The sequence below is a fragment of the Streptomyces sp. NPDC003011 genome (genome assembly GCF_053591515.1).
Genome location: NZ_JBSFTY010000016.1, coordinates 34,653 through 58,010, shown reverse-complemented (window position 1 = coordinate 58,010; position 23,358 = coordinate 34,653). Strand labels below are relative to the sequence as shown.

Below are 23,358 nucleotides of genomic sequence, written 5' to 3'. Positions count from 1 at the left end.
TCCTCAACGGTCCACTCTCTCACCCGTGCCGGACGGGTCTGCGCTTTCCGCTGGGGTGTCCGGTGTCGGGTCACTCGGCTGCTCCGGGTCGCCCGCCCGGGAGCGGATGCCGGACTCCTCGTGGAGACGGTCGTCGGTGTCCTCGGAGATCCCCGAGAGATCGGCGGCTTCGCCCGTCTCGTCGGAACCGTCCTCCTCGGCCTCGCGGGCGGCCGCGCGCTTGCGCTGGGTGTACATCCGGAAGCCGGCGAGGACGAGCAGGAGGAAGCCGCCGCCGATGACCAGCATCACGGTGGCCGTGAACTCGGTGACCTTCACGTCGAAGGTGACGGGTTCGCCGTACGCCTGGCCGTCCTCCGTGTACAGCTGGGCGATCACCGTGGCCTGGCCGTTGACCTTGGCCGTCGTGGTGAACTTCACGGTCTGGCTGTGGCCGCCGGAGACCTCGACCGACTGCTCGGAGTAGGACTCGCCGCCGATCTCCAGGCGCTTCGGGCTCAGCGAGGTGAGCCGCAGCACCAGATGGTCCACGCCCTGCACCAGGTTGTTCTGCACGGTCACCGGGATCGTGGCGCTGCGCCCGGAGAGCTTGGTGTCGGACTTGTCGATCAGCTTGACCTGGTCGGCCAGTTCGTCGAGATACGCCTCCACATCTCCGCGGAAGCTGGCCGCGTCGGTGGCGCGGCCGCGCCAGGAGGCGGACATCTCGCGGTTCATGGCCCGCCCGAAGGGGGTCACCACCCGGGACGGGTCGCTGAGGATCACCTTGAAGTTGTCGAGCTTGCCCTGCGTGGCCGCGATCTCCTGGAAGGCGGTCCGCGGCAGTTCCTGCTTGCGCAGCGCGGAGGAGTACCTGGACGTCGCCGGCACCGTCGTGGTCGCCTCGGGATCCGGCTTGGCGGCGGCGGCCGCCGTGAGGTCCTGGGACTCGGACCAGTTCCCGCTCTGCAGGGCCGTCAGCGCCTCGGCCATCGCCTGGGCCTGGCGTGCCGACGGCATGCGCTGCGGGGCGACGACGATGCTGCGCTGCTGGCTCGTCTGGAGATTGAGCGCGAGGCTCTGGGCGAGGAACTGCTGTACCGCGAGCGTGGAGGCGGAAGCCCTCGTCAGATCGCCCTGGAACGCCGTCGACAGCCGGGCGTCCGCGACGATCGCCGTAGTGCCGCCGCCGATGGGGCGGGCCGCGGACGGCGTGTACGTCAGGCTGCCCGTCTCCTGCAGGCTGTCACTGCGCGCGATCAGCTTGTCGGCGCCGGCGGAGGTGGCGACCTTCACGATCGACGGGTCCACGGCGCCGTCCACCGGCCAGGCGAAGTCGGTGCTCGGCGTCACGTGCAGCACGGTCCGCACCGTGGTGGCGGCGACATCGGTGGCCTCGTCGAGGTGGCTGAGCGAGCCGGTGACGCTCGTGCCGTTGTGCGCGAGGGAGGCGAGGTCGGGATCGGCGAAGGGAAGGGCGACGACCTCCTTGTCCGCCACCGCCTCCTGCAACTCGGCGAGCCACTGCTTGGCGACCGCCTGAGGGGGGACCGTCCGCGTGGTGCTGCCCGTCCTGACGCGGTAGGTGCGTGTCATCGCGTCGACGGAGGCCAGCAGGTCCGGATCGACCACCCAGGTGACGTCGAGGTCCTTGCCCAGCGACAGCATCTGATCCAGGCGGCCGCCCGGAGAGAGCTCTTTCAGGAGACCGTCGTCGAGGAAGACCGGCGTCTGCTGCTCGTTCGATCCCGTCTCCGCCGTCAGGTGGGGGGTGGAGACGAGGGGCCACAGGTACGTCGTCCTGGTCTTCGTGTCGGCTTCACCGGACTGCCACGGCAGCAACGTGCTCCGGCTGCCGAGCACCTGCTCCCAGGGCTGAGCGGACGTCTCGCCGGAGAGGGACACGGCGAAGGGATAGACACCGCTGTCACCGAGGTCCAGTTCGTCGACCGGCACGGAGATGGAGAAGGGTTCGGCGACGCCCGGAGTGAGCTGGGAGAACTTCTCGACGTACTTGCCGCCGATCTCCGGCCCGGCGGCGCGCTGGACGTCGCCGCTGTTCCTGGCCGCGCGGTCGATGGCCGAGCGGGTGGTCAGCTCCGGCCCCACCCGCAGTCCGACGTGGGCGTCGGTGACGGCCTGCTTGCCGTTGTTGGTCACCGTGCCGGACACGGTCAGCGTGTCGCCGTCCGTGGGGGCGCTGGGGGTGAAGGTGTCGACGGCCACGGACACGGTGCCCGGGTCGGCGGCCTGGGCGGGCGTGGCGGCGGGCAGCTGGAACAGTCCGGCCAGCAGGGGCGCGCCGGCGAGCAGGGCTCCGGTGCGCCGCATCCACCGGCGGGCAGGTGAGGCACTGGTCCCCTGGAAGTCTGCCGCCTCGGCCACGCGCTCGCCCGTCCCTCGTCGTCGTCAGTGGTCGTCGGAATGTGCGTCCACGCATGGTAACGATGCGCGCTGAGGGGAAGTGCCGCGGACCGCGCCACAAGATCGGAGGACGACGGCAGGCTGTCCCGTATGTGCACGTATACAGGGGGCTGCCTCCGTACGGTCCGTCGGCAGACCGGGTGCAGAGGCGGGTGGAGGGTTTGTGCCCATTTAATGAAGGCGCTCGCGGCAGTCCGGGCCACGTACCCTTTTCTGTTGTGCCGAACGCCAACGAAGACACCTCCAGTGCCCTGAGCCGGGTGCAGCACCGCGCGGTGAGTGAACTGCTGCGGGTCGCCCCGGTCGCCGACGATCTCGCCCGCCGTTTCCAGGAGGCCGGGTTCTCGCTTGCCCTGGTCGGCGGCTCGGTCCGGGACGCGTTGCTCGGACGGCTCGGCAACGATCTGGACTTCACGACCGACGCCCGCCCCGAGGACGTGCTGAAGATCGTCCGGCCGTGGGCGGACGCCGTGTGGGAGGTCGGAATCGCCTTCGGTACGGTCGGGGCGCAGAAGGACGGCTACCAGGTCGAGGTCACCACCTACCGCTCCGAGGCCTACGACCGGACCTCGCGCAAGCCCGAGGTGTCGTACGGCGACTCTATCGAGCAGGACCTGGTCAGGCGGGACTTCACCGTGAACGCGATGGCCGTCGCGCTGCCGGAGAAGGAGTTCATCGACCCGCACGGCGGGCTCGACGACCTCGCCGCGCGCGTGCTGCGCACCCCGAGCACGCCCGAGGAGTCCTTCTCGGACGACCCGCTGCGGATGATGCGGGCGGCGCGCTTCGCGGCTCAGCTGGACTTCGAGGTCGCCCCCGAGGTCGTCACGGCCATGACGGAGATGGCCGGGCGCATCGAGATCGTCTCGGCCGAGCGGGTCCGGGACGAACTGAACAAGCTGGTTCTGTCCACGCACCCGCGCAAGGGCCTGACGCTGCTGGTGGACACCGGGCTCGCCGAGTACGTGCTGCCCGAACTCCCGGCGCTGCGTCTGGAGAGCGACGAGCACCACCGGCACAAGGACGTCTACGAGCACTCGCTGATCGTTCTGGAGCAGGCGATCGCGCTGGAGGAGAACGGGCCCGACCTCACTCTCCGCCTGGCCGCGCTGCTGCATGACATCGGCAAGCCGCGTACCCGCCGCTTCGAGCAGGACGGCAGGGTCTCGTTCCATCACCACGAAGTGGTCGGGGCGAAGATGACCAAGAAGCGCATGACCGCGCTGAAGTACTCCAACGAGCTGGTGAAGGACGTCTCGCGCCTGGTCGAACTCCACCTGCGCTTCCACGGGTACGGCACCGGGGAGTGGACCGACTCCGCGGTCCGCCGCTATGTCCGGGACGCGGGCCCTCTGCTCGACCGCCTCCACAAGTTGACCCGCTCGGACTGCACGACGCGGAACAAGCGCAAGGCGACCGCGCTCTCCCGGGCGTACGACGGCCTGGAGGACCGGATCGCCCAGCTTCAGGAGCGGGAGGAGCTGGAAGCGATCCGCCCGGACCTCGACGGCAACCAGATCATGGAGATCCTCAGCGTCGGTCCCGGTCCCGCGATCGGTCGGGCGTACAAGCACATGCTGGAGCTTCGGCTGGAGAACGGGCCGATGGAGCGCGACGAAGCGGTTGCCGCGCTCAAGCAGTGGTGGGCCGAGCAGAGCTGAGGCCGTGCAACGGGGTCATGTTTCACGTGAAACATGACCCCGGGCTTACTGCTGGGGCGGACCCGGAGGTGCTGAGGGGCGTCGTTTCACGTGAAACATCGCTCCGACCGCCCCGTAGATGACGGCGACGGTGAGCACCAGCGGTGCCGAGCGGCCGTCGGGCGGCAGCATCAGAGCGGCGACGGCGGCGGCACCGACGAAGGCGACGTTGAAGAGGACGTCGTAGACGGAGAAGATCCGGCCCCGGAAGCCGTCGTCGACCGAGGACTGCACGATCGTGTCCGTGGCGATCTTCGCGCCCTGGGTGATGAGTCCGAGCACGAACGCCGCGGCCAGCATGGGCGCGGTGGCGAAGGGCAGCCCCAGAGAGGGCTCCAGGACCGCGGCGGCGGCGGCGCACACCACGATCCAGCGCCCCGGCCCGAGCCGGCCCGCAGCCCAAGGGGTCAGGACGGCCGCCGTGAAGAAGCCGGCGCCGGAGACCCCCAACGCCAGCCCCAGCAGGGCGAGTCCGTCGTCGGGGTCCGAGGTCAGGGTGTGCCGGCAGAGCATCAGCAGCATCACGAGCAGGGCGCCGTAGCAGAACCGCATCAGCGACATCGCGCCGAGCGCCCAGGCGGCCTCCCGGCGTGAGGGGGCGGCGAGATGCCGTACGCCCGCCCGCAGATCGCGGAGGGTGCCCGTGACTGCCGTCGACAGGCGGGGCTGCACCAGCGCACGCTCGGGGCCCAGCAGTTCCGCTGCCATACGCAGCGAGGCGGCTGCCCCGCACAGGTACAGCACGGCTCCCAGCAGCACCACGGCCGCATCGGAGTCGGCGACCGCCAGCCGTACGAGGAAGGCGAGGCCACCGCCCACGGTCGCGGCGAGTGTCCCGGCGGTCGGCGAGAGGGAATTGGCGATCACCAGGCGCTCGGCGTCGACGACACGCGGCAGCGCGGCGGACAGGCCGGACAGGACGAAGCGGTTCACGGCGGTGACGCACAGCGCGGAAACGTAGAAGAGCCAGTCGGGGACGTCGCTGACCATCAGGACGGCCGTGGCCGTGGCCATCAAGGCACGGAGCAGGTTGCCGTACAGGAAGACCTGGCGGCGACGCCAGCGGTCCAGCAGGACACCGGCGAAAGGGCCCACCAAGGAGTACGGGAGCAGCAGAACCGCCATTGCGGAGGCGATCGCGGTGGCCGAGGTCTGCCTCTCCGGCGAGAAGACGACGTAGCCGGCGAGCGCGATCTGATAGACGCCGTCGGCGCCCTGGGAGAGCAGGCGTACGGCCAGCAGACGCCGGAAGTCCCGGAAGCGGAGCAGTACGCGCAGATCACGCACGACGGACATGAGGCTCAGCCTCACATACGGACAGGGTCCCCGGGCGAACCGCCCCGGGGACCCTCGACGAGCGCGTCAGGACCGGAGGCCTATCGCTCGACCTCGCCGCTGATGAACTTCTCGACGTTGTCGCGAGCCTCGTCGTCGTAGTACTGGACCGGCGGGGACTTCATGAAGTACGACGACGCCGACAGGATCGGGCCGCCGATACCGCGGTCCTTGGCGATCTTCGCGGCGCGCAGGGCGTCGATGATGACGCCGGCGGAGTTCGGGGAGTCCCAGACCTCCAGCTTGTACTCCAGGTTCAGCGGCACGTCACCGAAGGCACGGCCCTCAAGACGGACATACGCCCACTTGCGGTCGTCCAGCCAGGCGACGTAGTCGGACGGGCCGATGTGGACGTTGTCCGCGCCCATGTCGCGGTCGCGGATCTGAGAGGTGACGGCCTGCGTCTTGGAGATCTTCTTGGACTCCAGGCGCTCGCGCTCGAGCATGTTCTTGAAGTCCATGTTGCCGCCGACGTTCAGCTGCATCGTGCGGTCCAGGACGACACCGCGGTCCTCGAACAGCTTCGCCATGACGCGGTGCGTGATGGTGGCGCCGACCTGCGACTTGATGTCGTCACCGATGATCGGCACGCCGGCCTCGGTGAACTTGTCCGCCCACTCCTTGGTGCCGGCGATGAAGACCGGAAGGGCGTTGACGAAGGCGACCTTGGCGTCGATGGCGCACTGGGCGTAGAACTTCGCCGCGTCCTCGGAGCCGACCGGCAGGTAGCAGACGAGGACGTCGACCTGCTTGTCCCTGAGGACCTGGACGACGTCGACCGGGGCCTCGGCGGACTCCTCGATGGTCTCGCGGTAGTACTTGCCGAGACCGTCGAGGGTGTGGCCGCGCTGGACCGTCACGCCCGTGGACGGCACGTCGCAGATCTTGATGGTGTTGTTCTCGCTGGCGCCGATCGCGTCCGCGAGGTCGAGGCCGACCTTCTTGGCGTCCACGTCGAACGCGGCGACGAACTCGACGTCACGGACGTGGTACTCGCCGAACTGGACATGCATCAGGCCGGGCACCTTGGCCGCCGGATCGGCGTCCTTGTAGTACTCGACTCCCTGCACCAGCGACGCGGCGCAGTTGCCCACGCCGACGACGGCTACGCGAACCGAACCCATTCCGGTTGCTCCCTGTGTGTACGAGTGAGGCCCTGAATGGGCGCTCACGTGGCGGTGTCGCCGGGCGAATCCGGCCGGGAGGTGTCCCCCGGCCGGGGCAGATCGCCCGACGCTCCAGATGTGGTGTCCTGCGAAGCGGGCCCGGTGGCGGAACCCTTGCGGTCACGCCCCGCCCGCTCGCTCTCGATGAGCTCGTTCAGCCAGCGCACTTCGCGCTCCACGGACTCCATTCCGTGGCGCTGGAGCTCAAGCGTGTAGTCGTCGAGGCGCTCCCGGGTGCGCGCCAGAGAGGCACGCATCTTCTCCAGGCGCTCCTCGAGCCGGCTGCGGCGGCCCTCAAGGACGCGCATGCGCACATCGCGAGAGGTCTGCCCGAAGAAGGCGAAGCGAGCGGCGAAGTGCTCGTCCTCGTACGCGTCGGGCCCGGTCTGTGAGAGGAGCTCCTCGAAGTGCTCCTTACCTTCTGCCGTCAACCGGTAGACGATCTTGGCGCGACGCCCTGCGAGTGGTGCGGCGAGGGCGTCCTCGGGGGTGTTCCCCGGCTCCTCGATCAACCAGCCGTTGGCGACCAGCGTCTTGAGGCAGGGGTACAGGGTTCCGTAGCTGAACGCACGGAACACACCCAGCGATGTGTTGAGTCGTTTGCGCAGCTCATAGCCGTGCATCGGGGACTCCCGGAGCAGGCCGAGGACGGCGAACTCCAGGATTCCGGAACGCCGGCTCATGGTCGCCTCCTCTCTGCCGCGGACGGGCCGTGACGGTCTTTATGCCGAGCTGATGTATCGACTCGATACATCATGACGATAGAACGACCTTCCGGATGCGACAAGAGCGGGGGTGGTGAACGGGATCACATCACTGATTCATGGGAAGCAAGTTGCCTGGTTTGGGGTGAACTTCTGGGCTAGGTGGGTTTTGACGGTGCGTAGTCTGTGCGCCATGCAGACCACCGGGAACCGAGTGACGCCTGGGGGGCGTCGTCATCCTCGGTGCAGTACGGGTGAATGCGGAACCGGCCGCATCCGTACTTCGGGGGGACCGGAAACCAGCCGCCGTTTCCAGGCGCGCAAAGGTGCGCCTGCCCGAGGAGTAGTCGTTCGATGAGCGAGCACCGTCGCAAACCGCCGCAGCCGCAGGGAGGCGGACGTGCCGCGGCCCGACGCGGCCAGTCCGGCTCGTCCTCCGGCCGCCGTGCGGCACCGCGAGGCGCCACCGGGTCTCCTTCCGGCTCCTATGGGGCGAGTTCCCAGGAGTCGGATTCCTATGGTCCGGGAGGCGAGGAGCGTGCGTACACCAGCCGCGCCGAGGCCCGCCGGTCCGCACAGAGAAGCACCGGCGGCCGGCGCAGAGCGGCCGAACCCACCGGCCGCGGTCGGCGCGGGAGCCCCAGCGGCCCCGGGCGCGGCCGCGCGGCCGTACCCGGCAAGCAGCGGATCATCGACTACCCGCGCGCGGGCAAGTATGGCGTGGCGCGCTGGATGCCGTCGTGGAAGCTGGTGACCGGCCTGTTCATCGGGTTCTTCGGGAGCATGGTGGCCGTCGCGGGCATCGCGTACGCCATGGTGGACGTTCCAGACGTCGCGAAGACCGCGGAGGCCCAGAACAACGTCTTCTACTGGGCCGACGACACCGAGATGGTCTCCACGGGTGGTGAGACCAACCGGCAGATCATCAACCTTTCGCAGATCCCCAAGAACATGCAGTACGCCGTCATCTCGCAGGAGAACAAGACCTTCTACACCGACAGCGGCATCGACCCCAAGGGCATCGGCCGTGCCGTGCTCAACATGGCCCGAGGCGGGCAGACGCAGGGTGGCTCCACCATCACCCAGCAGTACGTGAAGAACGCGATGCTGAACGACCAGTCGCAGACGGTCTCCCGTAAGTTCAAGGAGATCTTCGTCTCGATCAAGGTCGGCACCACGGTCACCAAAGACGAGATCATGCAGGGCTACCTGAACTCCGCGTACTACGGTCGCGGGGCGTACGGGATCCAGGCAGCGGCACGCGCGTACTTCAACAAGGAAGCCGACGACCTGAACGCGGGCGAGTGTGCCTTCCTGGCGGCGATGCTGAAGGGCGCCACCTACTACGACCCCGCGGGCGCGACGTCCATCGACACGGCCGCGACGCCCAAGGAGAACAGCAGGCGTGCCCTCGCGCAGATGCAGGACACCCTCGACAAGATGGTCGAGTACGGGCATCTGAGCGCCACGGAGCGCGCCAAGTACACGACGCTGCCCAAGTCGCAGAACCCGCGCGCGAACAACGAGTTGAGCGGCCAGGTCGGCTATCTCGTCGACCTGGCCAAGGCGTACCTGATCAACAACACGCAGATCACCGCCGATGACCTGCAGCGCGGCGGGTACTCGATCTACACGACCTTCGAGAAGAAGAAGGTGGACGAGCTCGAGAAGGCCGTCCAGAAGGTCCAGAAGGCGAACATCAAGCCCGATGAGCGCCCGGAGACGGACAAGTACGTCCAGTTCGGCGGGGCCTCCGTGGATCCCGGAACCGGTGCCATCAAGGCCATCTACGGCGGTGAGGACGCGACCAAGCACTTCACCAACAACGCCGACGCGACAGGTGCCCAGGTCGGTTCGACCTTCAAGCCGTTCGTGCTCGCGGCGGCGATGAAGTGGGGCGTTCGGGACAAGAACCTCGAAGCGGTCCAGGCGCAGGACGAGCGCACCCAGGTCAACCCGCAGAGCCTGTACAGCGGCGAGAACAACCTCAAGATCAAGAACTACGACGGGTCGGTCTGGAAGAACGAGAAGGGCAAGGAGTGGCTCCAGGAGAACGACGGCAAGAAGTCGTACGGCTCTCCACCGGACTACAAGATCGACCTTCGTGAGGCGATGAGGGAGTCCGTGAACTCCGCCTTCGTCCAGCTCGGCATGGACGTCGGTCTGGACAAGGTGAAGGAGTCGGCCGAGGACGCGGGCATTCTCGAGGACAGCCTGACCGGTACGAGCTTCCCGTCCTTCTCCATCGGCATCTCCGACCCCAGCGCGATCCGCATGGCGGGTGCCTACGCCACCTTCGCCGCCAGCGGCAAGCAGCGTGCTCCGTTCTCCGTCGAGAAGGTCACCAGCAAGGACGGCCCGGTCTACACGCACGAGGTGCAGACCAAGCAGGCGTTCGAGGCCAAGGTCGCCGACAATGTCACGGACGTGCTCAAGACCGTGGTCGAGGACGGCACGGGTACCAACGCCCAGCTGACCGGCCGTGACGTGGCGGGCAAGACCGGTACCACCGACGGCAACAAGTCCGCCTGGTTCGTCGGTTACACCCCGCAGCTGTCCACCTCGATCAGCATGTTCCGGCTGGACGACGACGAGACCAAGAAGAACCGTGAGTTCCTGGAGATGTACGGGACGGGTGGCCAGGACAAGATCCACGGTGCGTCGTTCCCGGCCGAGATCTGGCACGACTACATGGAGCAGGCGCTGAAGGGCACGCCGGCCAAGGACTTCCCGGAGCCGGAGCCCATCGGCAAGGTCATCAACGACTTCCCGACCCCGACGCCCACCCCCACGTTCAGCGAGACCGAGGAGGCCAGCCCGACTCCGAGTCCGACGCCCAGCGAGTCGGTGACCACCTCCCCGTCTCCGTCGCCGTCCGAGTCCTGCCAGTTCGAGTTCCAGTGCCCCGGCGATGACACCGGCGGAACGGAGACCGGCGGCACCGACGGGGGCGGTGGTGTGTCACCCACGCCCACGATCTCCGAGTCGGGTGAGAGCGGGAACACCAGAGGAAACGGCAACGGGGGCATCTTCGGAGGTCCAGCAGGTTAGCCGTCATATCGCCCGTCGAGGGTGTTTCACGTGAAACATGGGCCGTCGCACCACCAGGTGCGACGGCCCTCGGCGTATCCCCAGGCTCGTACGGCAGGATGTCCCCCATGCCCAGCGCAGAATCGACGCAAGCGAGCGTGCACGAGCCGGAGCCGGTACGGCCGACGAAGGACGACGCGATCGCCGCGGCCGGCAGCGAACTGATCGGTGGTCCCCTGGGGCGGCGCGCCCTGCTCGGGACGTCCTGGTGGACTCCCGTCCGGGTGATCGCCCTGGTGGCGATCGGCATGTTCGCCCTCGGCCTGGTCCAGAAGGCGCCCTGCTACAACGGCGCCTGGTTCTTCGGCGCCAGTTCGCAGTACACGCACGCGTGCTACTCGGACATCCCGCACCTCTACCAGGGGCGTGGCTTCGCCGATGGGCTCGTCCCGTACTTCGACAAGCTGCCCGGCGACATGCAGTACCTCGAATACCCGGTGCTCACCGGTGTGTTCATGGAGGTCGCCTCGTGGCTGACACCCGGCAGCGGCAGCATCCAGGACCAGGAACAGTGGTACTGGATGGTCAACGCGGGGATGCTGATGGTGTGCGTCGCCGTCATCGCCGTCTGTGTGACCCGTACGCACGCCAGGCGCCCCTGGGACGGCCTGCTGGTCGCCCTGGCGCCCGCCGCCGCGCTGACCGCCACCATCAACTGGGACCTGCTGGCGGTCGCTCTGACGGCCGCCGCGATGCTGATGTGGTCACGGGGCCGTTCCCTCGCCTTCGGCGTCCTGCTGGGGCTTGCCACGGCCGCCAAGCTGTATCCGTTCCTGCTGCTCGGACCGCTGCTCGTGCTGTGCTGGCGGGCGGGCAAGTGGCGGGAGTTCGGCACGGCCCTGGCGGGCGCGGTCGTCGCCTGGCTGGTGGTGAACCTGCCGGTGATGCTCTTCGCCTTCGACGGCTGGTCGAAGTTCTACACGTTCAGCCAGGAGCGGGGCGTCGACTTCGGTTCCTTCTGGCTGATCTGGTCCCAGAACTCGAGCGACCCGCCCAGCACCGACTCCGTCAACACCATGGCGACACTGCTGGTGCTGCTGTGCTGCGCCGGTACCGCGGCCCTGGCGCTGACCGCTCCCCGCCGTCCGCGCTTCGCCCAGCTGGCCTTCCTGATCGTCGCCGCGTTCATCCTGACCAACAAGGTCTACTCGCCGCAGTACGTCCTGTGGCTGGTGCCGCTGGCCGCGCTGGCCCGGCCGAAGTGGCGGGACTTCCTGATCTGGCAGGCGTGCGAGGTGGCGTACTTCCTGGGGATCTGGATGTACCTCGCCTACACCACCAGCGGAGACGCCCACAAGGGACTGCCCACCGACGGTTACCACTGGGCGATCGCCCTGCACCTGCTGGGCACGCTGTACCTGTGCGCGGTGGTCGTGCGCGACATCCTCGTACCGGAACGGGACGTGGTGCGCCAGGCCGGTGATGACGACCCCTCGGGGGGCGTGCTCGACGGCGCGCCGGACGTCTTCGTGTTCGGTCCTGCCGCACGGCCGGCACGGCACGCGGCCCCCATCGGAGGTCCTCAGGTGGAGTGGGGCAGCCGGGGGGATGATCACTCCACGGATCCCTCCGAAGGCCGTTCGCTCTGAGCGAACGGCGCGTAGGGCGCTACAGGTGACACGCGCAAAAGGCCGTACACGGGTTCCGTGTACGGCCTTTCCGTGGTTCAGGGTGCTCTCAGCGGTCGACGATCCGGTCGAACTGGGTCGTGGTGTGCCGCAGATGGGCCACCAGCTCCTCGCCGACCTTCGGCTCCGGGGCGTCGGTCGGCACGAACAGGATCGAGACCTGCATGTGCGGCGGCTCCGCGAACCAGCGCTGCTTGCCGCCCCAGACGAACGGAGAAAGGTTCCGGTTGACCGTGGCGAGGCCGGCGCGGGCGACCCCCTTGGCGCGCGGCATGACGCCGTGCAGCGCCTTGGGGGCCTCCAGGCCCACCCCGTGGGACGTACCGCCCGCCACGACCACCAGGTAGCCGTCGGAGGCCGCCTTCTGCTGCCGGTAGCCGAAGCGGTCGCCCTTGGCCACGCGCGTGACGTCCAGGACGGCACCGCGGTACTCGGTGGCCTCGTGGTCGCCGAGCCACAGACGCGTGCCGATGCGGGCGCGGAAGCGCGTCTGCGGGAACTGCTGCTGGAGCCGGGCGAGGTCCTCGGCCTTGAGGTGGCTGACGAACATCGTGTGCAGCGGCAGCCGGGCCGCGCGCAGCCGGTCCATCCAGCCGATGACCTCCTCGACGGCGTCCGAGCCGTCGGTGCGGTCCAGCGGCAGGTGGATGGCGAAGCCCTCCAGGCGGACGTTCTCTATGGCGGCGTGCAGCTGGGGCAGGTCCTGCTCGCTGATGCCGTGGCGCTTCATCGAGGACATCACCTCGATCACCACGCGGGCACCCACCAGGCCGTAGACACCGTCGATCGACGACACCGAGCGGACGACCCGGTCGGGCAGCGGGACGGGCTCCTCGCCGCGCCGGTACGGCGTCAGCACCAGCAGGTCACCACCGAACCAGTCCTTGATCCGCGCGGCCTCGTACGTCGTGCCGACGGCGAGGACGTCCGAGCCCAGCCGCGTGGCCTCCTCCGCCAGCCGCTCGTGTCCGAAGCCGTAGCCGTTGCCCTTGCAGACCGGGACGAGCCCCGGGAACTGCTCCTGCACGTGCTTGTGATGCGCCCGCCAGCGCGCGGTGTCGACGTAGAGCGTGAGCGCCATGGCCGGACCTGGAACCTTTCTGGTGGCTGCGGTGTATCAGAGGTATGGGAGTCATTGAGGCGAAGAACGCGACGTCACCGGCGCGACATGTAGATGTCGAGCGCCTTGTGGAGCAGCTTGTTCAACGGGAAGTCCCACTCGCCGAGGTACTCGGCGGCCTGGCCACCCGTGCCCACCTTGAACTGGATCAGGCCGAAGAGGTGGTCGGTCTCGTCCAGCGAGTCCGAGATGCCGCGCAGGTCGTAGACGGTCGCGCCGAGCGCGTAGGCGTCCCGCAGCATCCGCCACTGCATCGCGTTCGAGGGCCGGACCTCACGGCCGATGTTGTCGGAGGCGCCGTAGGAGTACCAGACGTGCCCGCCGACGATCAGCATCGTCGCCGCCGACAGATTCACGCCGTTGTGCCGGGCGAAGTAGAGCCGCATGCGGTTGGGGTCCTCGGAGTTGAGGGCCGTCCACATGCGCTGGAAGTACGACAGCGGGCGGGGCCGGAAGTGATCACGCACAGCCGTGATCTCGTACAGGCGCTGCCACTCCTCCAGGTCGTGGTAGCCGCCCTGGACGACCTCGACGCCCGCCTTCTCGGCCTTCTTGATGTTGCGGCGCCACAGCTGGTTGAAGTTCTTGTGGACCTCTTCCAGGGAGCGGTTCGCCAGCGGCACCTGGTAGACGTAGCGGGGCTGTACGTCGCCGAAGCCGGCGCCGCCGTCCTCGCCCTGCTGCCAGCCCATGCGGCGCAGCTTGTCGGCGACCTCGAAGGCGCGCGGTTCGATGAAGTCCGCCTCGATGTCCCGCAGACGCTTGACGTCCGGGTTCTGGATGCCCGCCTTGATGGAGGTGGCCTCCCAGCGCCGGATGATCACGGGCGGGCCCATCTTCACGGAGAAGGCGCCCTGGTTCTTGAGGTGCGCGAGCATCGGCTCCAGCCAGTCGGCCAGGTTCGGCGCGAACCAGTTGATGACCGGGCCCTCGGGCAGATAGGCCAAGTAGCGCTTGATCTTGGGAAGTTGGCGGTAGAGGACGAGGCCGGCACCGACCATGTCGCCGGTGCGGTCGTCGAACCAGCCCAGGCTCTCGGAGCGCCACTCCGCCTTGACGTCTGCCCAGGCCGGAACCTGCATGTGGCTCGCCGACGGCAGGCTCTGGATGTACGCCAGATGCTGCTCGCGGCTGATCGTCCTCAGGGTCAGGCTCATTCGGGGCGCTCCTCGGGCTGGTGTGGCCCCATGGGTACGGGGGCTCCGGCTCTCGCGCCGAAGCCTACTGCGCCTGGCGAGCGCCCCGACTGGGCATACGGAACCTTCGCCGTGGCCCGTGGGCCACCCAGGCGTTCCGCAGCACTTTATGAGGTGGTGGGTGAACAGTGTCCCTGGCGTCAGCCGAAGAGACCGCCGTGGGCCATGCCGAGGAAGAACCCGACCCCCGCGGCGCCCAGACCGAGGATCAGCCCGAAGCGCTCACGTGTCGTCTCCGAGACCCACTGTCCGTACGCGCCGGTGAGGATGCCCGCGAGGCCGGCCCAGGAGCTGAGCAGGTGCAGACTGTGGAACATCGCCGTGACGAACGCGGTGAGGCCCAGCACCAGGGTGACCGCGAGCAGCGTGTCCTGGAGAGGGTGGGGCTTGCCGTCCGTGGCGAACAGGCCTCCGACGGTATTGGGTCGCAACGCTTGTGCCATAGGGCACCTCCTGCGGAAGACGGCGCATCGTAGCGCCATACACACCCGATGTGTACAGATTGACGGTCCCCGCGGCCGGATTTCAACCGGAAGCCGGTGTGCGGGTAGTCTGTACCCTCTGCACTGGTGTCTGCCCATGCCACGACCTGGGACTCCCCTCAAGGAACCCCGATTGTCAGTGGCGGCCGATACCGTTGCGTACGCATCACAACCCTCCTGCCACGGAACCGCCGTGGCCGTTGAGTCCAAAGGAGGTGGGTTCCACATGCGTCACTACGAGGTGATGGTCATCCTCGACCCCGATCTGGAGGAGCGCGCCGTCGCCCCCCTGATCGAGAACTTCCTCTCCGTCGTCCGCGAGGGCAACGGAAAGGTCGAGAAGGTCGACACCTGGGGCCGTCGTCGTCTCTCGTACGAGATCAAGAAGAAGCCTGAGGGCATCTACTCGGTCATCGATCTGCAGGCCGAGCCTGCGATCGTCAAGGAGCTCGACCGCCAGATGAACCTGAACGAGTCGGTCCTCCGGACCAAGGTCCTCCGCCCCGAGACCCACTGAGCTCTCCCGCTCAGCTGAACTCGGGATTCGAGTAGCAGCACAAGCAGCCAGCAGCAAACCCGCCGAGAGGTTCCCCCAATGGCAGGCGAGACCGTCATCACGGTCGTCGGCAATCTTGTCGACGACCCCGAGCTGCGCTTCACCCCTTCCGGTGCGGCGGTCGCGAAGTTCCGTGTCGCGTCCACTCCCCGCACCTTCGACCGTCAGACGAACGAGTGGAAGGACGGCGAGAGCCTGTTCCTGACCTGCTCGGTCTGGCGTCAGGCGGCGGAGAACGTCGCCGAGTCGCTCCAGCGAGGCATGCGCGTCATCGTGCAGGGCCGGCTGAAGCAGCGGTCCTACGAGGACCGTGAGGGCGTCAAGCGCACGGTCTACGAGCTGGACGTCGAGGAAGTCGGCGCCAGCCTGCGCAGTGCCACAGCCAAGATCACCAAGACCGCTGGCCGCGGTGGCCAGGGTGGTTTCGGCGGTGGCGGCGGTGGTGGCGGCGGCGCCCAGGGTGGCAGCGGCTGGGGCGGTGGCCCCGGCGGCGCCCCGCAGGGCGGCGGCGGTGCTCCCGCCGACGACCCGTGGGCGACCGGCACTCCCGCTGGTGGCAACCAGGCCGGCGGTGCCGGTGGTGGCGGCTGGGGTGGAAACTCCGGCGGCGGCCAGCAGGGCGGCGGCTACTCGGACGAGCCCCCCTTCTAGGCCTTCGGGCCGAGGGTGGGCCGTACCCCCACTTCTTGATCACACAGGAGATACATCATGGCGAAGCCGCCTGTGCGCAAGCCGAAGAAGAAGGTCTGCGCATTCTGCAAGGACAAGGTCACGTACGTGGACTACAAGGACACGAACATGCTGCGGAAGTTCATTTCCGACCGCGGCAAGATCCGTGCCCGCCGCGTGACCGGCAACTGCACGCAGCACCAGCGTGACGTCGCCACGGCTGTGAAGAACAGCCGTGAGATGGCGCTGCTGCCCTACACCTCCACCGCGCGATAAGGGAAGGGTGACCGACAGATGAAGATCATCCTCACCCACGAGGTCTCCGGCCTCGGTGCCGCGGGCGACGTCGTCGACGTCAAGGACGGTTACGCTCGCAACTACCTGATCCCGCGGAAGTTCGCTATCCGCTGGACCAAGGGTGGCGAGAAGGACGTCGAGCAGATCCGTCGTGCTCGCAAGATCCACGAGATCCAGACCATCGAGCAGGCCAACTCTGTGAAGGCCCAGCTCGAAGGTGTCAAGGTTCGTCTGGCCGTCCGCTCCGGCGACGCCGGTCGTCTCTTCGGTTCCGTCACCCCGGCCGACATCGCTTCCGCGATCAAGGCTTCCGGTGGCCCCGAGGTCGACAAGCGCCGCATCGAGCTGGGCGCGCCGATCAAGACTCTGGGCGCTCACGAGACGTCCGTGCGTCTGCACCCCGAGGTTGCCGCCAAGGTCAACATCGAGGTCGTCGCGGCCTGATCGCCGTACTCGGCTGAACAGCTGAGAAGGGGTCGCACCCAGCCGGGTGCGACCCCTTCTGCGTGCTCGGAGACAGGGGCAGGGCGTAGGCATGTTTCACGTGAAACGAGCGTTTCACGTGAAACACGTCAGCGCGTCGCACCCGTCACCAGCCAGCGACCGGAGCGGGCTCGCAGCCAGAGGGTCAGCATGCGGACCGTCATCATCAGCGTCATCGCTCCCCAGAGCGCGGTGAGACCTCCGCCGAGGGCGGGGACGAGCAGAGCCACGGGGATGAAGACCGCCAGGGTGAGCACCATCGCCCCGGCGAGATAGGGCCCGTCGCCCGCTCCCATCAGAACGCCGTCCAGCACGAAGACGATCCCGCAGATCGGCTGGGAGAGCGCCACCACGAGAAGGGCCGGCAGCGCGGTGTCCTTGACGGCGGTGTCACCGGTGAACAGGGGCAGGAAGAGGGGCCGGCCGATGACCACGAGCAGCCCGAGGACGACGCCGGCCGCGATGCCCCACTGCACCATGCGGCGGCAGACGGTGCGGGCACCGTCGGGGTCGCCGGCGCCCAGGTAGCGCCCGATGATGGCTTGCCCGGCGATGGCGATGGCGTCGAGGGCGAAGGCCAGCAGACTCCACAGGGACAGGATGATCTGGTGCGCCGCGATGTCGGCGTCGCCCAGACGGGCCGCCACGGCAGTGGTGATCATCAGGATCATCCGCAGGGAGAGCGTACGGACCAGCAGAGGGACACCGGCTTGCGCGGAGGCGCGGATCCCGGCGGTGTCGGGACGCAGCGAAGCTCCATGCAGACGGGCGCCGCGGACGACCACCACCAGATAGGCGACGGCCATGCCGCACTGGGCGAGGACGGTGCCCCAGGCGGAGCCCGCGATGCCGAGGCCGGCGCCATAGACGAGGCCCACGTTCAGGGCGGCGTTGGCGATGAAGCCCGCGACGGCGACGTACAGAGGTGTCCGCGTGTCCTGCAGTCCACGCAGGACACCGGTCGCCGCGAGGACGACCAGCATGGCCGGGATGCCGAGAGAGGAGATCCGCAGATAGGTGGTCGCGTACGGGGCCGCGGTGTCGGAGGCGCCGAAGAGTTCCACGATGGCCGGTGCCGTGGGCAGGACGACCGCGATGACGGCGGCACCGAGCAGCAGTGCCAGCCAGATGCCGTCCATGCCCTGGCGGATGGCGGCCGGGAGATCGCCCGCTCCGACACGTCGGGCGACGGCAGCCGTGGTGGCGTAGGCGAGGAAGACGAAAACGCTGACGGCTGTCATGAGAAGGGCGGAGGCGACGCCGAGTCCAGCGAGCTGGGCCGTACCGAGATGGCCGATGATCGCGCTGTCGGCCATGACGAAGAGGGGCTCGGCGACGAGTGCGCCGAAGGCCGGAACGGCCAGCGCGACGATCTCTCGGTCATGCTGTCGCCGGACGGCCTTGGAGGTCGCGGGAGCCTGTGTCATGAGCACTAATCTAATCGTCCACAGGTAAGAGATGCAATGCGGCAATGACCCTTACTTCTCTTCTGGTGACGCCTGTTGTCGCGCCCACTTCGAAGTGATCTTGGTCCTAGTCGAGAAGTTTTTCTTCTGCACAGCCGGTGGACGGGAAAGTTGCAGGTCAAGACGGCTGTCCGGAGATGAGCCGGGGCTTGTTCACAGGCCTGTCCACCGGGTCGTGCACAGGTTTTGCCGAGTTCTCCACAGCATCTGGGCCGTCGTCCACATGGCCTGTGGATAACCAGATTGGCTGACGGTGCCCGCGGGCCTACGGTGGTCCGGCGCCCGCCTCCGTCCGTCGGCCTGTGAATCGTCACAAACCCGACGCGCCAGAACCGGAGTTGGGCGTCTTATTTGTCAGTGGCGTGCCGTAGAAATGAGGGGCACGCCGAGGTCCGCTCCGCGGACGGGAGGAGGTGGCTCGGTGAGTATTTCCGAGCCCTTGGACGATCCTTGGGCCGACAGCGGTCCCAGTGATCGTCTGCCTTCTTCCCGCCGGCGCGGCGACGGAGGCCGGGCCCGCGAGGAGCAGCACGAGCGCGGCAGGGAGAGCGGCGACTGGGACGGCGGCGGCTCCGCCTTCGAACGCGTACCGCCGCAGGACCTCGATGCCGAACAGTCCGTCCTCGGCGGCATGCTCCTGTCCAAGGACGCCATCGCCGACGTCGTCGAGGTCCTCAAGGGCCACGATTTCTACAAGCCCGCGCACGAGACGATCTACCAGGCGATCCTCGACATCTATGCCAAGGGCGAGCCGGCCGACCCCATCACGATCGCCGCCGAGCTCACCAAGCGCGGTGAGATCAACAAGGTCGGCGGCGCATCGTATCTGCACACCCTCGTGCAGACCGTGCCGACGGCGGCCAACGCCGAGTACTACGCGGAGATCGTCCATGAGCGGGCGGTCCTGCGCCGCCTGGTCGAGGCCGGCACCCGCATCACACAGATGGGTTACGCGGCCGACGACGACGTCGACGAGATCGTCAACCGCGCCCAGGCGGAGATCTACGCGGTCACCGAGCAGCGCACCAGCGAGGACTATCTGCCGCTCGGCGACATCATGGAGGGCGCGCTCGACGAGATCGAGGCGATCGGCTCACGCAGCGGGGAGATGACCGGTGTGCCCACCGGCTTCACGGACCTCGACTCGCTCACCAACGGCCTGCACCCGGGTCAGATGATCGTCATCGCGGCCCGTCCCGCCATGGGCAAGTCCACGCTCGCGCTGGACTTCGCACGTGCGGCGTCGATCAAGCACAACCTGGCCAGCGTCATCTTCTCCCTCGAAATGGGACGCAACGAGATCGCCATGCGTCTGCTGTCGGCGGAGGCGCGCGTGGCCCTGCACCACATGCGTTCCGGCACCATGACGGACGAGGACTGGACCCGCCTGGCGCGACGGATGCCCGAGGTCTCGTCCGCGCCGCTCTACATCGACGATTCCCCCAACCTGTCGATGATGGAGATCCGCGCGAAGTGCCGTCGGCTGAAGCAGCGCAACGACATCAAGCTAGTGATCATCGACTATCTGCAGCTGATGCAGTCCGGTGGTTCGAAGCGTTCCGAGAGCCGTCAGCAGGAGGTGTCGGACATGTCGCGAAACCTCAAGCTCCTGGCCAAGGAGCTGGAGGTCCCGGTGATCGCGCTCTCCCAGCTCAACCGTGGTCCCGAGCAGCGCACGGACAAGAAGCCGATGGTGTCCGACCTGCGAGAGTCCGGTTCCATCGAGCAGGACGCCGACATGGTGATCCTGCTGCACCGGGAAGACGCCTACGAGAAGGAGTCGCCGCGGGCGGGCGAGGCGGACATCATCGTGGGCAAGCACCGTAACGGCCCGACGGCGACGATCACGGTCGCCTTCCAGGGTCACTACTCGCGATTCGTGGACATGGCGCAGACCTGATCCACCGCCGAAGCCGCTGCACCGGTTGTCCAAACCCGAGGTGGCCTTCAAGTGGGGAGCGAGCCGCAGGACAACCTCGGTTCTGGCGTTCGCCCGCGACTTCCACCAGCGGGAGATCGAGGAGCCGGGTCCGTTCACGAGCCAGGGACACGAGCGGATCCCTGTCTGCCGGGTCGGACCGGGTCGGGCTGACCGGGAACTGCGGAGCGGGCGCTGAACGAGCCGAGCGAGGTGCCGCCGACCTCCGTGCACGCCTCGGTGACGGCCCGGTCGCTGCACCTCAGCAACGCCTTCGCCCGCTCGATGTGGCGGTCATGAGGTAGCTGGAGGGCGTCTCGCCGTACACGGCGGGGAACTGGCGGGCGAAGTGCGAGGGCGACATCAGGGCGGCCCGCACCGTCGCCCGTGACTCCCGGACGGGCGCTCAGCGCCTCGTCTCGTACCTGGACAGGATCACGCCGCAGGGAAGCGTCCGCGTCTCCACCAGGTTCAGGTTCACCCAGCTGTCCAGCGCGGTGAAGAACGGCGTGCCGCCGCCCGCCAGGACCGGTGCGGTGGCCAGCACGTACTCGTCAATCAGCCCGGCCCGCATGGCCGCCCCGGCGAGCGTCGCGCCGCCGATGTCCATCGGGCCGCCGTCCTCGGCCTTGAGGCGGGTGATCTCGGCGACCGCGTCGCCGGTGACCAGGCGGGTGTTCCAGTCGACCTTGTCGATCGTCGAGGAGAACACCACCTTCGACATGTCCCGCCAGCGGCGCGCGAACTCGATCTCGGCCGGTGTGGCGTTGGGCTGCTGGTCGCCGGTCGGCCAGTAGGAGCTCATCGTCTGCCACAGCTTGCGCCCGTACAGCGACAGGTCGGTCGCCTGCAGCTGGTCGGACCAGAACTGGAACAGCTCGTCGCTCGGCACACTCCAGCCGATGTCGTCGCCGGGCGCGGCGATGTAGCCGTCCAGGGTCAGGTTCATGCCGTAGATCAGTTTCCGCATGGCGCCAGCCTTTCGTGAGTCGGTCTCACGCGTACAGACCGGCGCGGCGCGGGAAACTCATCGGTGCGCGATCTGAGCTCGCATGTAGTCCTCACAGAGGATCGACATGTCATCGGCGGCGAGACCCTGCACCGCCGGCCGGCGAATTCCGTTCGACGTACGCCTGCCGGCCGGGATGGACTGGGAGCATGACGACACCTCAGGAAGAGCTGCTGCCCGCCACGCGCCGGGCGTTGCTGCACCGGATCGCCGTGGCCCAGGCCGACGGGCGTGCCCCCTCGCTGGTCGCGGCGGTGGTACGGGACGGGCGGGCCGTGTGGCACGGCTCGCGGACATCGGTGGACGGGCACGGGCCGGACGAGAACGTGCAGTACCGGATCGGGTCGATCACCAAGACCTTCACCGCCGTTCTCGTCCTGCGGTTGCGTGACGAGGGGATGCTCGACCTCGGGGATCCGCTGGAGAAGCATCTGCCGGGTACGGGCGCGGGGGAGGCGACCGTCGCGGAGCTGCTCGCCCACACGAGCGGGCTGGCGGCCGAGTCGCCCGCGCCGTGGTGGGAGCGCACCCCGGGGTCCCTGCGCCCCGAGCTCGCCGACGTACTGGGCGGGCAGCCCTTCCGGCATCCGGTCGGCCGCCGCTTCCACTACTCCAACCCGGGCTACACGCTGCTGGGCGCGCTCGTGGAGAGGCTGCGTGGGGCTCCCTGGGAGGAGGTACTGCGGCGAGAGGTGCTCGTACCTCTGGGGCTCGACCGCACCAGTGGACAGCCGCAGGTGCCCCATGCGGGCGGCTGGGCCGTGCATCCCTGGGCGGATGCGATGCTGCCCGAGCCGGTCGAGGACCTCGGACGGATGGCTCCGGCCGGGCAACTCTGGTCCACCACCGGGGATCTGGCGCGGTTCGCCGTCTTCCTGGCGCACGGGGACGACCGCGTGCTCAGCGCGCAGACGGTCCGGGAGATGCGGACACCCGCGGCGCCGGCGGAGGCCTCGGATGTGGTGGACGGCGTCGCCTACGGTCTTGGCCTGCAGATTCAGCACCGGGACGGCCGACTGCTCGTGGGGCACTCGGGTTCGTTGCCGGGATTCCTGGCCAACCTCACCCTCAGCGTGGCGGACGACGTCGCGGCGGTCGTTCTGGCCAACTGCACCTCCGGCCCGTTGGTGGCGGCGGTGGGCGCCGATCTCGTACGGATCGTCGCGGAGGCCGAGCCGCGGATTCCCGCTCCCTGGCGGCCCGTGCGCGAGGTCGATGCGTCTGTGCTGGAGTTGGCGGGCCAGTGGTACTGGGGGACCCATGCCGTCGGCCTGCGGCTGACGGCCGACGGACTGGTCTCGCTGGAGCCGCTGTCCGGAAACGGCCGCCGCTCGCGGTTCCGGGCCAACGGCGACGGTACGTGGACGGGGCTGGAGGGCTACTACGCCGGAGAGCTCCTGAAGGCCGTACGACGGCCGGACGGGTCCGTGAGCCATCTGGACCTTGGATCGTTCGTGTTCACGCGTCAGCCGTACGACGAGGGGGCGGAGGTGCCCGGTGGGGTGGACCCCGAGGGGTGGCGGGGCGTCGGCTAGGCGTCCTCGCGTGGTGGCGGCCTGTTTCACGTGAAACAGGCCGCGGCGTCCATGCCGGGGCATCGCGTCACAGGTGGAGCTTGAAACCCACGTGGGAGGCCGTGAAGCCGAGCCGCTCATAGAAGCGGTGGGCGTCCGTGCGGGTGCTGTCCGAGGTCAGCTGGACCAGTTGGCAGTTCTGGCGGCGGGACGCGTCGATCGCCCACTCGATGAGCTGCGTGCCCAGCCCGCTGCCGCGTTCGTCGGCGTGCACGCGGACGCCTTCGACGAGGGACCTGGTGGAGCCGCGCCGGGACAAGCCGGGGATGACCGTCAGCTGGAGCGTGCCGACGACCCGGTCGGCGCGTGCGGCTACGACCAGATGCTGGTGGGGGTCGGACACGATGCGGTCCAGCGCGGCCAGGTAGGGGGTCAGGTCGTCCGGTGACTCCCGCTGGGCGCCCAGCGGGTCGTCGGCGAGCATCGCGACGATCGCTGGGATGTCGTCCGTGGTGGCGGGCCGTATCTCAAGATCTCCCATGGCCGCACTCTATGTGAGCCGTTCGCTACACGGACGAAAATACCAGCGTTTGCATTTATAGCGCCTACGCAACTATTGTGT

The 23,358-nt window shown here is 68.3% G+C and carries 19 protein-coding genes and 1 pseudogene; 9 read left to right on the top strand and 11 right to left on the bottom strand.

Annotated elements, in window-relative coordinates; translation table 11 throughout:
- Positions 1-3: 3 nt before the first annotated feature.
- Positions 4-2,364, bottom strand: coding sequence for a DUF6049 family protein (locus ACWD0J_RS11250; RefSeq protein ID WP_451495509.1), 2,361 nt, complete (start codon positions 2,362-2,364; stop codon positions 4-6).
- Positions 2,365-2,621: 257 nt separating this feature from the next.
- Here ACWD0J_RS11250 and ACWD0J_RS11245 point away from each other — a divergent pair, with 257 nt between their 5' ends.
- Positions 2,622-4,064 carry a CCA tRNA nucleotidyltransferase gene (locus ACWD0J_RS11245; protein ID WP_451495508.1) on the top strand — a complete coding sequence of 481 codons (1,443 nt, stop codon included), beginning with the start codon at positions 2,622-2,624 and terminating at the stop codon, positions 4,062-4,064.
- A gap of 45 nt (positions 4,065-4,109) precedes the next feature.
- Here ACWD0J_RS11245 and ACWD0J_RS11240 read toward each other — a convergent pair whose 3' ends face one another.
- The 3 genes from ACWD0J_RS11240 to ACWD0J_RS11230 form a co-directional block, all read right to left on the bottom strand.
- Positions 4,110-5,399: an MFS transporter gene (locus ACWD0J_RS11240; RefSeq protein WP_451495507.1), complete on the bottom strand. Its 1,290-nt coding sequence runs from the start codon at positions 5,397-5,399 to the stop codon at positions 4,110-4,112.
- A gap of 80 nt (positions 5,400-5,479) precedes the next feature.
- Complete coding sequence (locus ACWD0J_RS11235) at positions 5,480-6,562, bottom strand: inositol-3-phosphate synthase (protein WP_451495506.1); 1,083 nt, start codon at positions 6,560-6,562, stop codon at positions 5,480-5,482.
- Between the two features lie 44 nt (positions 6,563-6,606).
- Positions 6,607-7,287, bottom strand: coding sequence for a helix-turn-helix transcriptional regulator (locus tag ACWD0J_RS11230; RefSeq protein ID WP_451495505.1), 681 nt, complete (start codon positions 7,285-7,287; stop codon positions 6,607-6,609).
- A 375-nt stretch (positions 7,288-7,662) separates the two neighbouring features.
- Here ACWD0J_RS11230 and ACWD0J_RS11225 point away from each other — a divergent pair, with 375 nt between their 5' ends.
- A complete protein-coding gene (locus tag ACWD0J_RS11225) occupies positions 7,663-10,359 on the top strand; it encodes a transglycosylase domain-containing protein (RefSeq protein ID WP_451495504.1) in 2,697 nt (898 codons plus the stop codon).
- 107 nt (positions 10,360-10,466) lie between these two features.
- Positions 10,467-11,987 carry a glycosyltransferase family 87 protein gene (locus ACWD0J_RS11220; RefSeq protein ID WP_451495503.1) on the top strand — a complete coding sequence of 507 codons (1,521 nt, stop codon included), beginning with the start codon at positions 10,467-10,469 and terminating at the stop codon, positions 11,985-11,987.
- 88 nt (positions 11,988-12,075) lie between these two features.
- Here ACWD0J_RS11220 and ACWD0J_RS11215 read toward each other — a convergent pair whose 3' ends face one another.
- The 3 genes from ACWD0J_RS11215 to ACWD0J_RS11205 all read right to left on the bottom strand — a co-directional run bounded on the left by ACWD0J_RS11215 (position 12,076) and on the right by ACWD0J_RS11205 (position 14,785).
- Positions 12,076-13,107, bottom strand: coding sequence for an alanine racemase (locus ACWD0J_RS11215; RefSeq protein WP_451495502.1), 1,032 nt, complete (start codon positions 13,105-13,107; stop codon positions 12,076-12,078).
- A gap of 74 nt (positions 13,108-13,181) precedes the next feature.
- On the bottom strand, positions 13,182-14,303 hold the full coding sequence (gene femX / locus ACWD0J_RS11210) for a peptidoglycan bridge formation glycyltransferase FemX (RefSeq protein WP_451495501.1): 1,122 nt from the start codon (positions 14,301-14,303) through the stop codon (positions 13,182-13,184).
- Positions 14,304-14,482: 179 nt separating this feature from the next.
- Positions 14,483-14,785, bottom strand: a complete 303-nt coding sequence (locus tag ACWD0J_RS11205) for a hypothetical protein (RefSeq protein ID WP_451495500.1) — start codon at positions 14,783-14,785, stop codon at positions 14,483-14,485.
- Positions 14,786-15,050: 265 nt separating this feature from the next.
- On the opposite strand from ACWD0J_RS11205, the gene rpsF reads away from it, so the two are divergent.
- The 4 genes from rpsF to rplI all read left to right on the top strand — a co-directional run bounded on the left by rpsF (position 15,051) and on the right by rplI (position 16,790).
- Positions 15,051-15,341 (top strand): 30S ribosomal protein S6, encoded by a 291-nt coding sequence (gene rpsF / locus ACWD0J_RS11200; RefSeq protein ID WP_010353482.1) that lies wholly within the window; start codon positions 15,051-15,053, stop codon positions 15,339-15,341.
- 78 nt (positions 15,342-15,419) lie between these two features.
- Positions 15,420-16,031, top strand: a complete 612-nt coding sequence (locus tag ACWD0J_RS11195; RefSeq protein ID WP_451495499.1) for a single-stranded DNA-binding protein — start codon at positions 15,420-15,422, stop codon at positions 16,029-16,031.
- 57 nt (positions 16,032-16,088) lie between these two features.
- The gene (rpsR, locus tag ACWD0J_RS11190) at positions 16,089-16,325 is read left to right on the top strand and encodes a 30S ribosomal protein S18 (RefSeq protein WP_003949403.1); all 237 of its coding nucleotides are present in this window, start codon (positions 16,089-16,091) and stop codon (positions 16,323-16,325) included.
- Between the two features lie 18 nt (positions 16,326-16,343).
- Entirely contained in the window at positions 16,344-16,790 is a 447-nt protein-coding gene (gene rplI, locus ACWD0J_RS11185; RefSeq protein WP_030665943.1) for a 50S ribosomal protein L9, read from the top strand.
- A gap of 128 nt (positions 16,791-16,918) precedes the next feature.
- On the opposite strand, the gene ACWD0J_RS11180 is transcribed toward rplI, so the two are convergent.
- Positions 16,919-18,256, bottom strand: coding sequence for an MATE family efflux transporter (locus ACWD0J_RS11180; RefSeq protein ID WP_451495498.1), 1,338 nt, complete (start codon positions 18,254-18,256; stop codon positions 16,919-16,921).
- Between the two features lie 460 nt (positions 18,257-18,716).
- Between ACWD0J_RS11180 and dnaB the strand changes: the two genes are divergently transcribed.
- The gene (gene dnaB / locus ACWD0J_RS11175; RefSeq protein WP_451495497.1) at positions 18,717-20,195 is read left to right on the top strand and encodes a replicative DNA helicase; all 1,479 of its coding nucleotides are present in this window, start codon (positions 18,717-18,719) and stop codon (positions 20,193-20,195) included.
- A gap of 134 nt (positions 20,196-20,329) precedes the next feature.
- Here dnaB and ACWD0J_RS11170 read toward each other — a convergent pair.
- A pseudogene (locus ACWD0J_RS11170) lies at positions 20,330-20,577 on the bottom strand (helix-turn-helix domain-containing protein).
- A gap of 42 nt (positions 20,578-20,619) precedes the next feature.
- Entirely contained in the window at positions 20,620-21,183 is a 564-nt protein-coding gene (locus tag ACWD0J_RS11165) for a dihydrofolate reductase family protein (protein ID WP_451495496.1), read from the bottom strand.
- Between the two features lie 188 nt (positions 21,184-21,371).
- On the opposite strand from ACWD0J_RS11165, the gene ACWD0J_RS11160 reads away from it, so the two are divergent.
- Positions 21,372-22,757, top strand: coding sequence for a serine hydrolase domain-containing protein (locus tag ACWD0J_RS11160; protein ID WP_451495495.1), 1,386 nt, complete (start codon positions 21,372-21,374; stop codon positions 22,755-22,757).
- 67 nt (positions 22,758-22,824) lie between these two features.
- On the opposite strand, the gene ACWD0J_RS11155 is transcribed toward ACWD0J_RS11160, so the two are convergent.
- Positions 22,825-23,277: an N-acetyltransferase family protein gene (locus ACWD0J_RS11155; protein WP_451495494.1), complete on the bottom strand. Its 453-nt coding sequence runs from the start codon at positions 23,275-23,277 to the stop codon at positions 22,825-22,827.
- Positions 23,278-23,358 lie beyond the last annotated feature (81 nt).

Bases quoted from the DNA above. Each gene is read 5' to 3' on its own strand.
- ACWD0J_RS11195 (WP_451495499.1), top strand. From the start codon at position 15,420: ATGGCAGGCGAGACCGTCATCACGGTCGTCGGCAATCTTGTCGACGAC.
- ACWD0J_RS11235 (WP_451495506.1), bottom strand. From the start codon at position 6,562: ATGGGTTCGGTTCGCGTAGCCGTCGTCGGCGTGGGCAACTGCGCCGCG.
- ACWD0J_RS11230 (WP_451495505.1), bottom strand. From the start codon at position 7,287: ATGAGCCGGCGTTCCGGAATCCTGGAGTTCGCCGTCCTCGGCCTGCTC.
- ACWD0J_RS11180 (WP_451495498.1), bottom strand. From the start codon at position 18,256: ATGACACAGGCTCCCGCGACCTCCAAGGCCGTCCGGCGACAGCATGAC.
- ACWD0J_RS11220 (WP_451495503.1), top strand. From the start codon at position 10,467: ATGCCCAGCGCAGAATCGACGCAAGCGAGCGTGCACGAGCCGGAGCCG.
- rplI (WP_030665943.1), top strand. From the start codon at position 16,344: ATGAAGATCATCCTCACCCACGAGGTCTCCGGCCTCGGTGCCGCGGGC.
- ACWD0J_RS11215 (WP_451495502.1), bottom strand. From the start codon at position 13,107: ATGGCGCTCACGCTCTACGTCGACACCGCGCGCTGGCGGGCGCATCAC.
- ACWD0J_RS11160 (WP_451495495.1), top strand. From the start codon at position 21,372: ATGACGACACCTCAGGAAGAGCTGCTGCCCGCCACGCGCCGGGCGTTG.
- ACWD0J_RS11155 (WP_451495494.1), bottom strand. From the start codon at position 23,277: ATGGGAGATCTTGAGATACGGCCCGCCACCACGGACGACATCCCAGCG.
- rpsF (WP_010353482.1), top strand. From the start codon at position 15,051: ATGCGTCACTACGAGGTGATGGTCATCCTCGACCCCGATCTGGAGGAG.
- ACWD0J_RS11240 (WP_451495507.1), bottom strand. From the start codon at position 5,399: ATGTCCGTCGTGCGTGATCTGCGCGTACTGCTCCGCTTCCGGGACTTC.
- femX (WP_451495501.1), bottom strand. From the start codon at position 14,303: ATGAGCCTGACCCTGAGGACGATCAGCCGCGAGCAGCATCTGGCGTAC.
- rpsR (WP_003949403.1), top strand. From the start codon at position 16,089: ATGGCGAAGCCGCCTGTGCGCAAGCCGAAGAAGAAGGTCTGCGCATTC.
- ACWD0J_RS11165 (WP_451495496.1), bottom strand. From the start codon at position 21,183: ATGCGGAAACTGATCTACGGCATGAACCTGACCCTGGACGGCTACATC.
- ACWD0J_RS11225 (WP_451495504.1), top strand. From the start codon at position 7,663: ATGAGCGAGCACCGTCGCAAACCGCCGCAGCCGCAGGGAGGCGGACGT.
- ACWD0J_RS11205 (WP_451495500.1), bottom strand. From the start codon at position 14,785: ATGGCACAAGCGTTGCGACCCAATACCGTCGGAGGCCTGTTCGCCACG.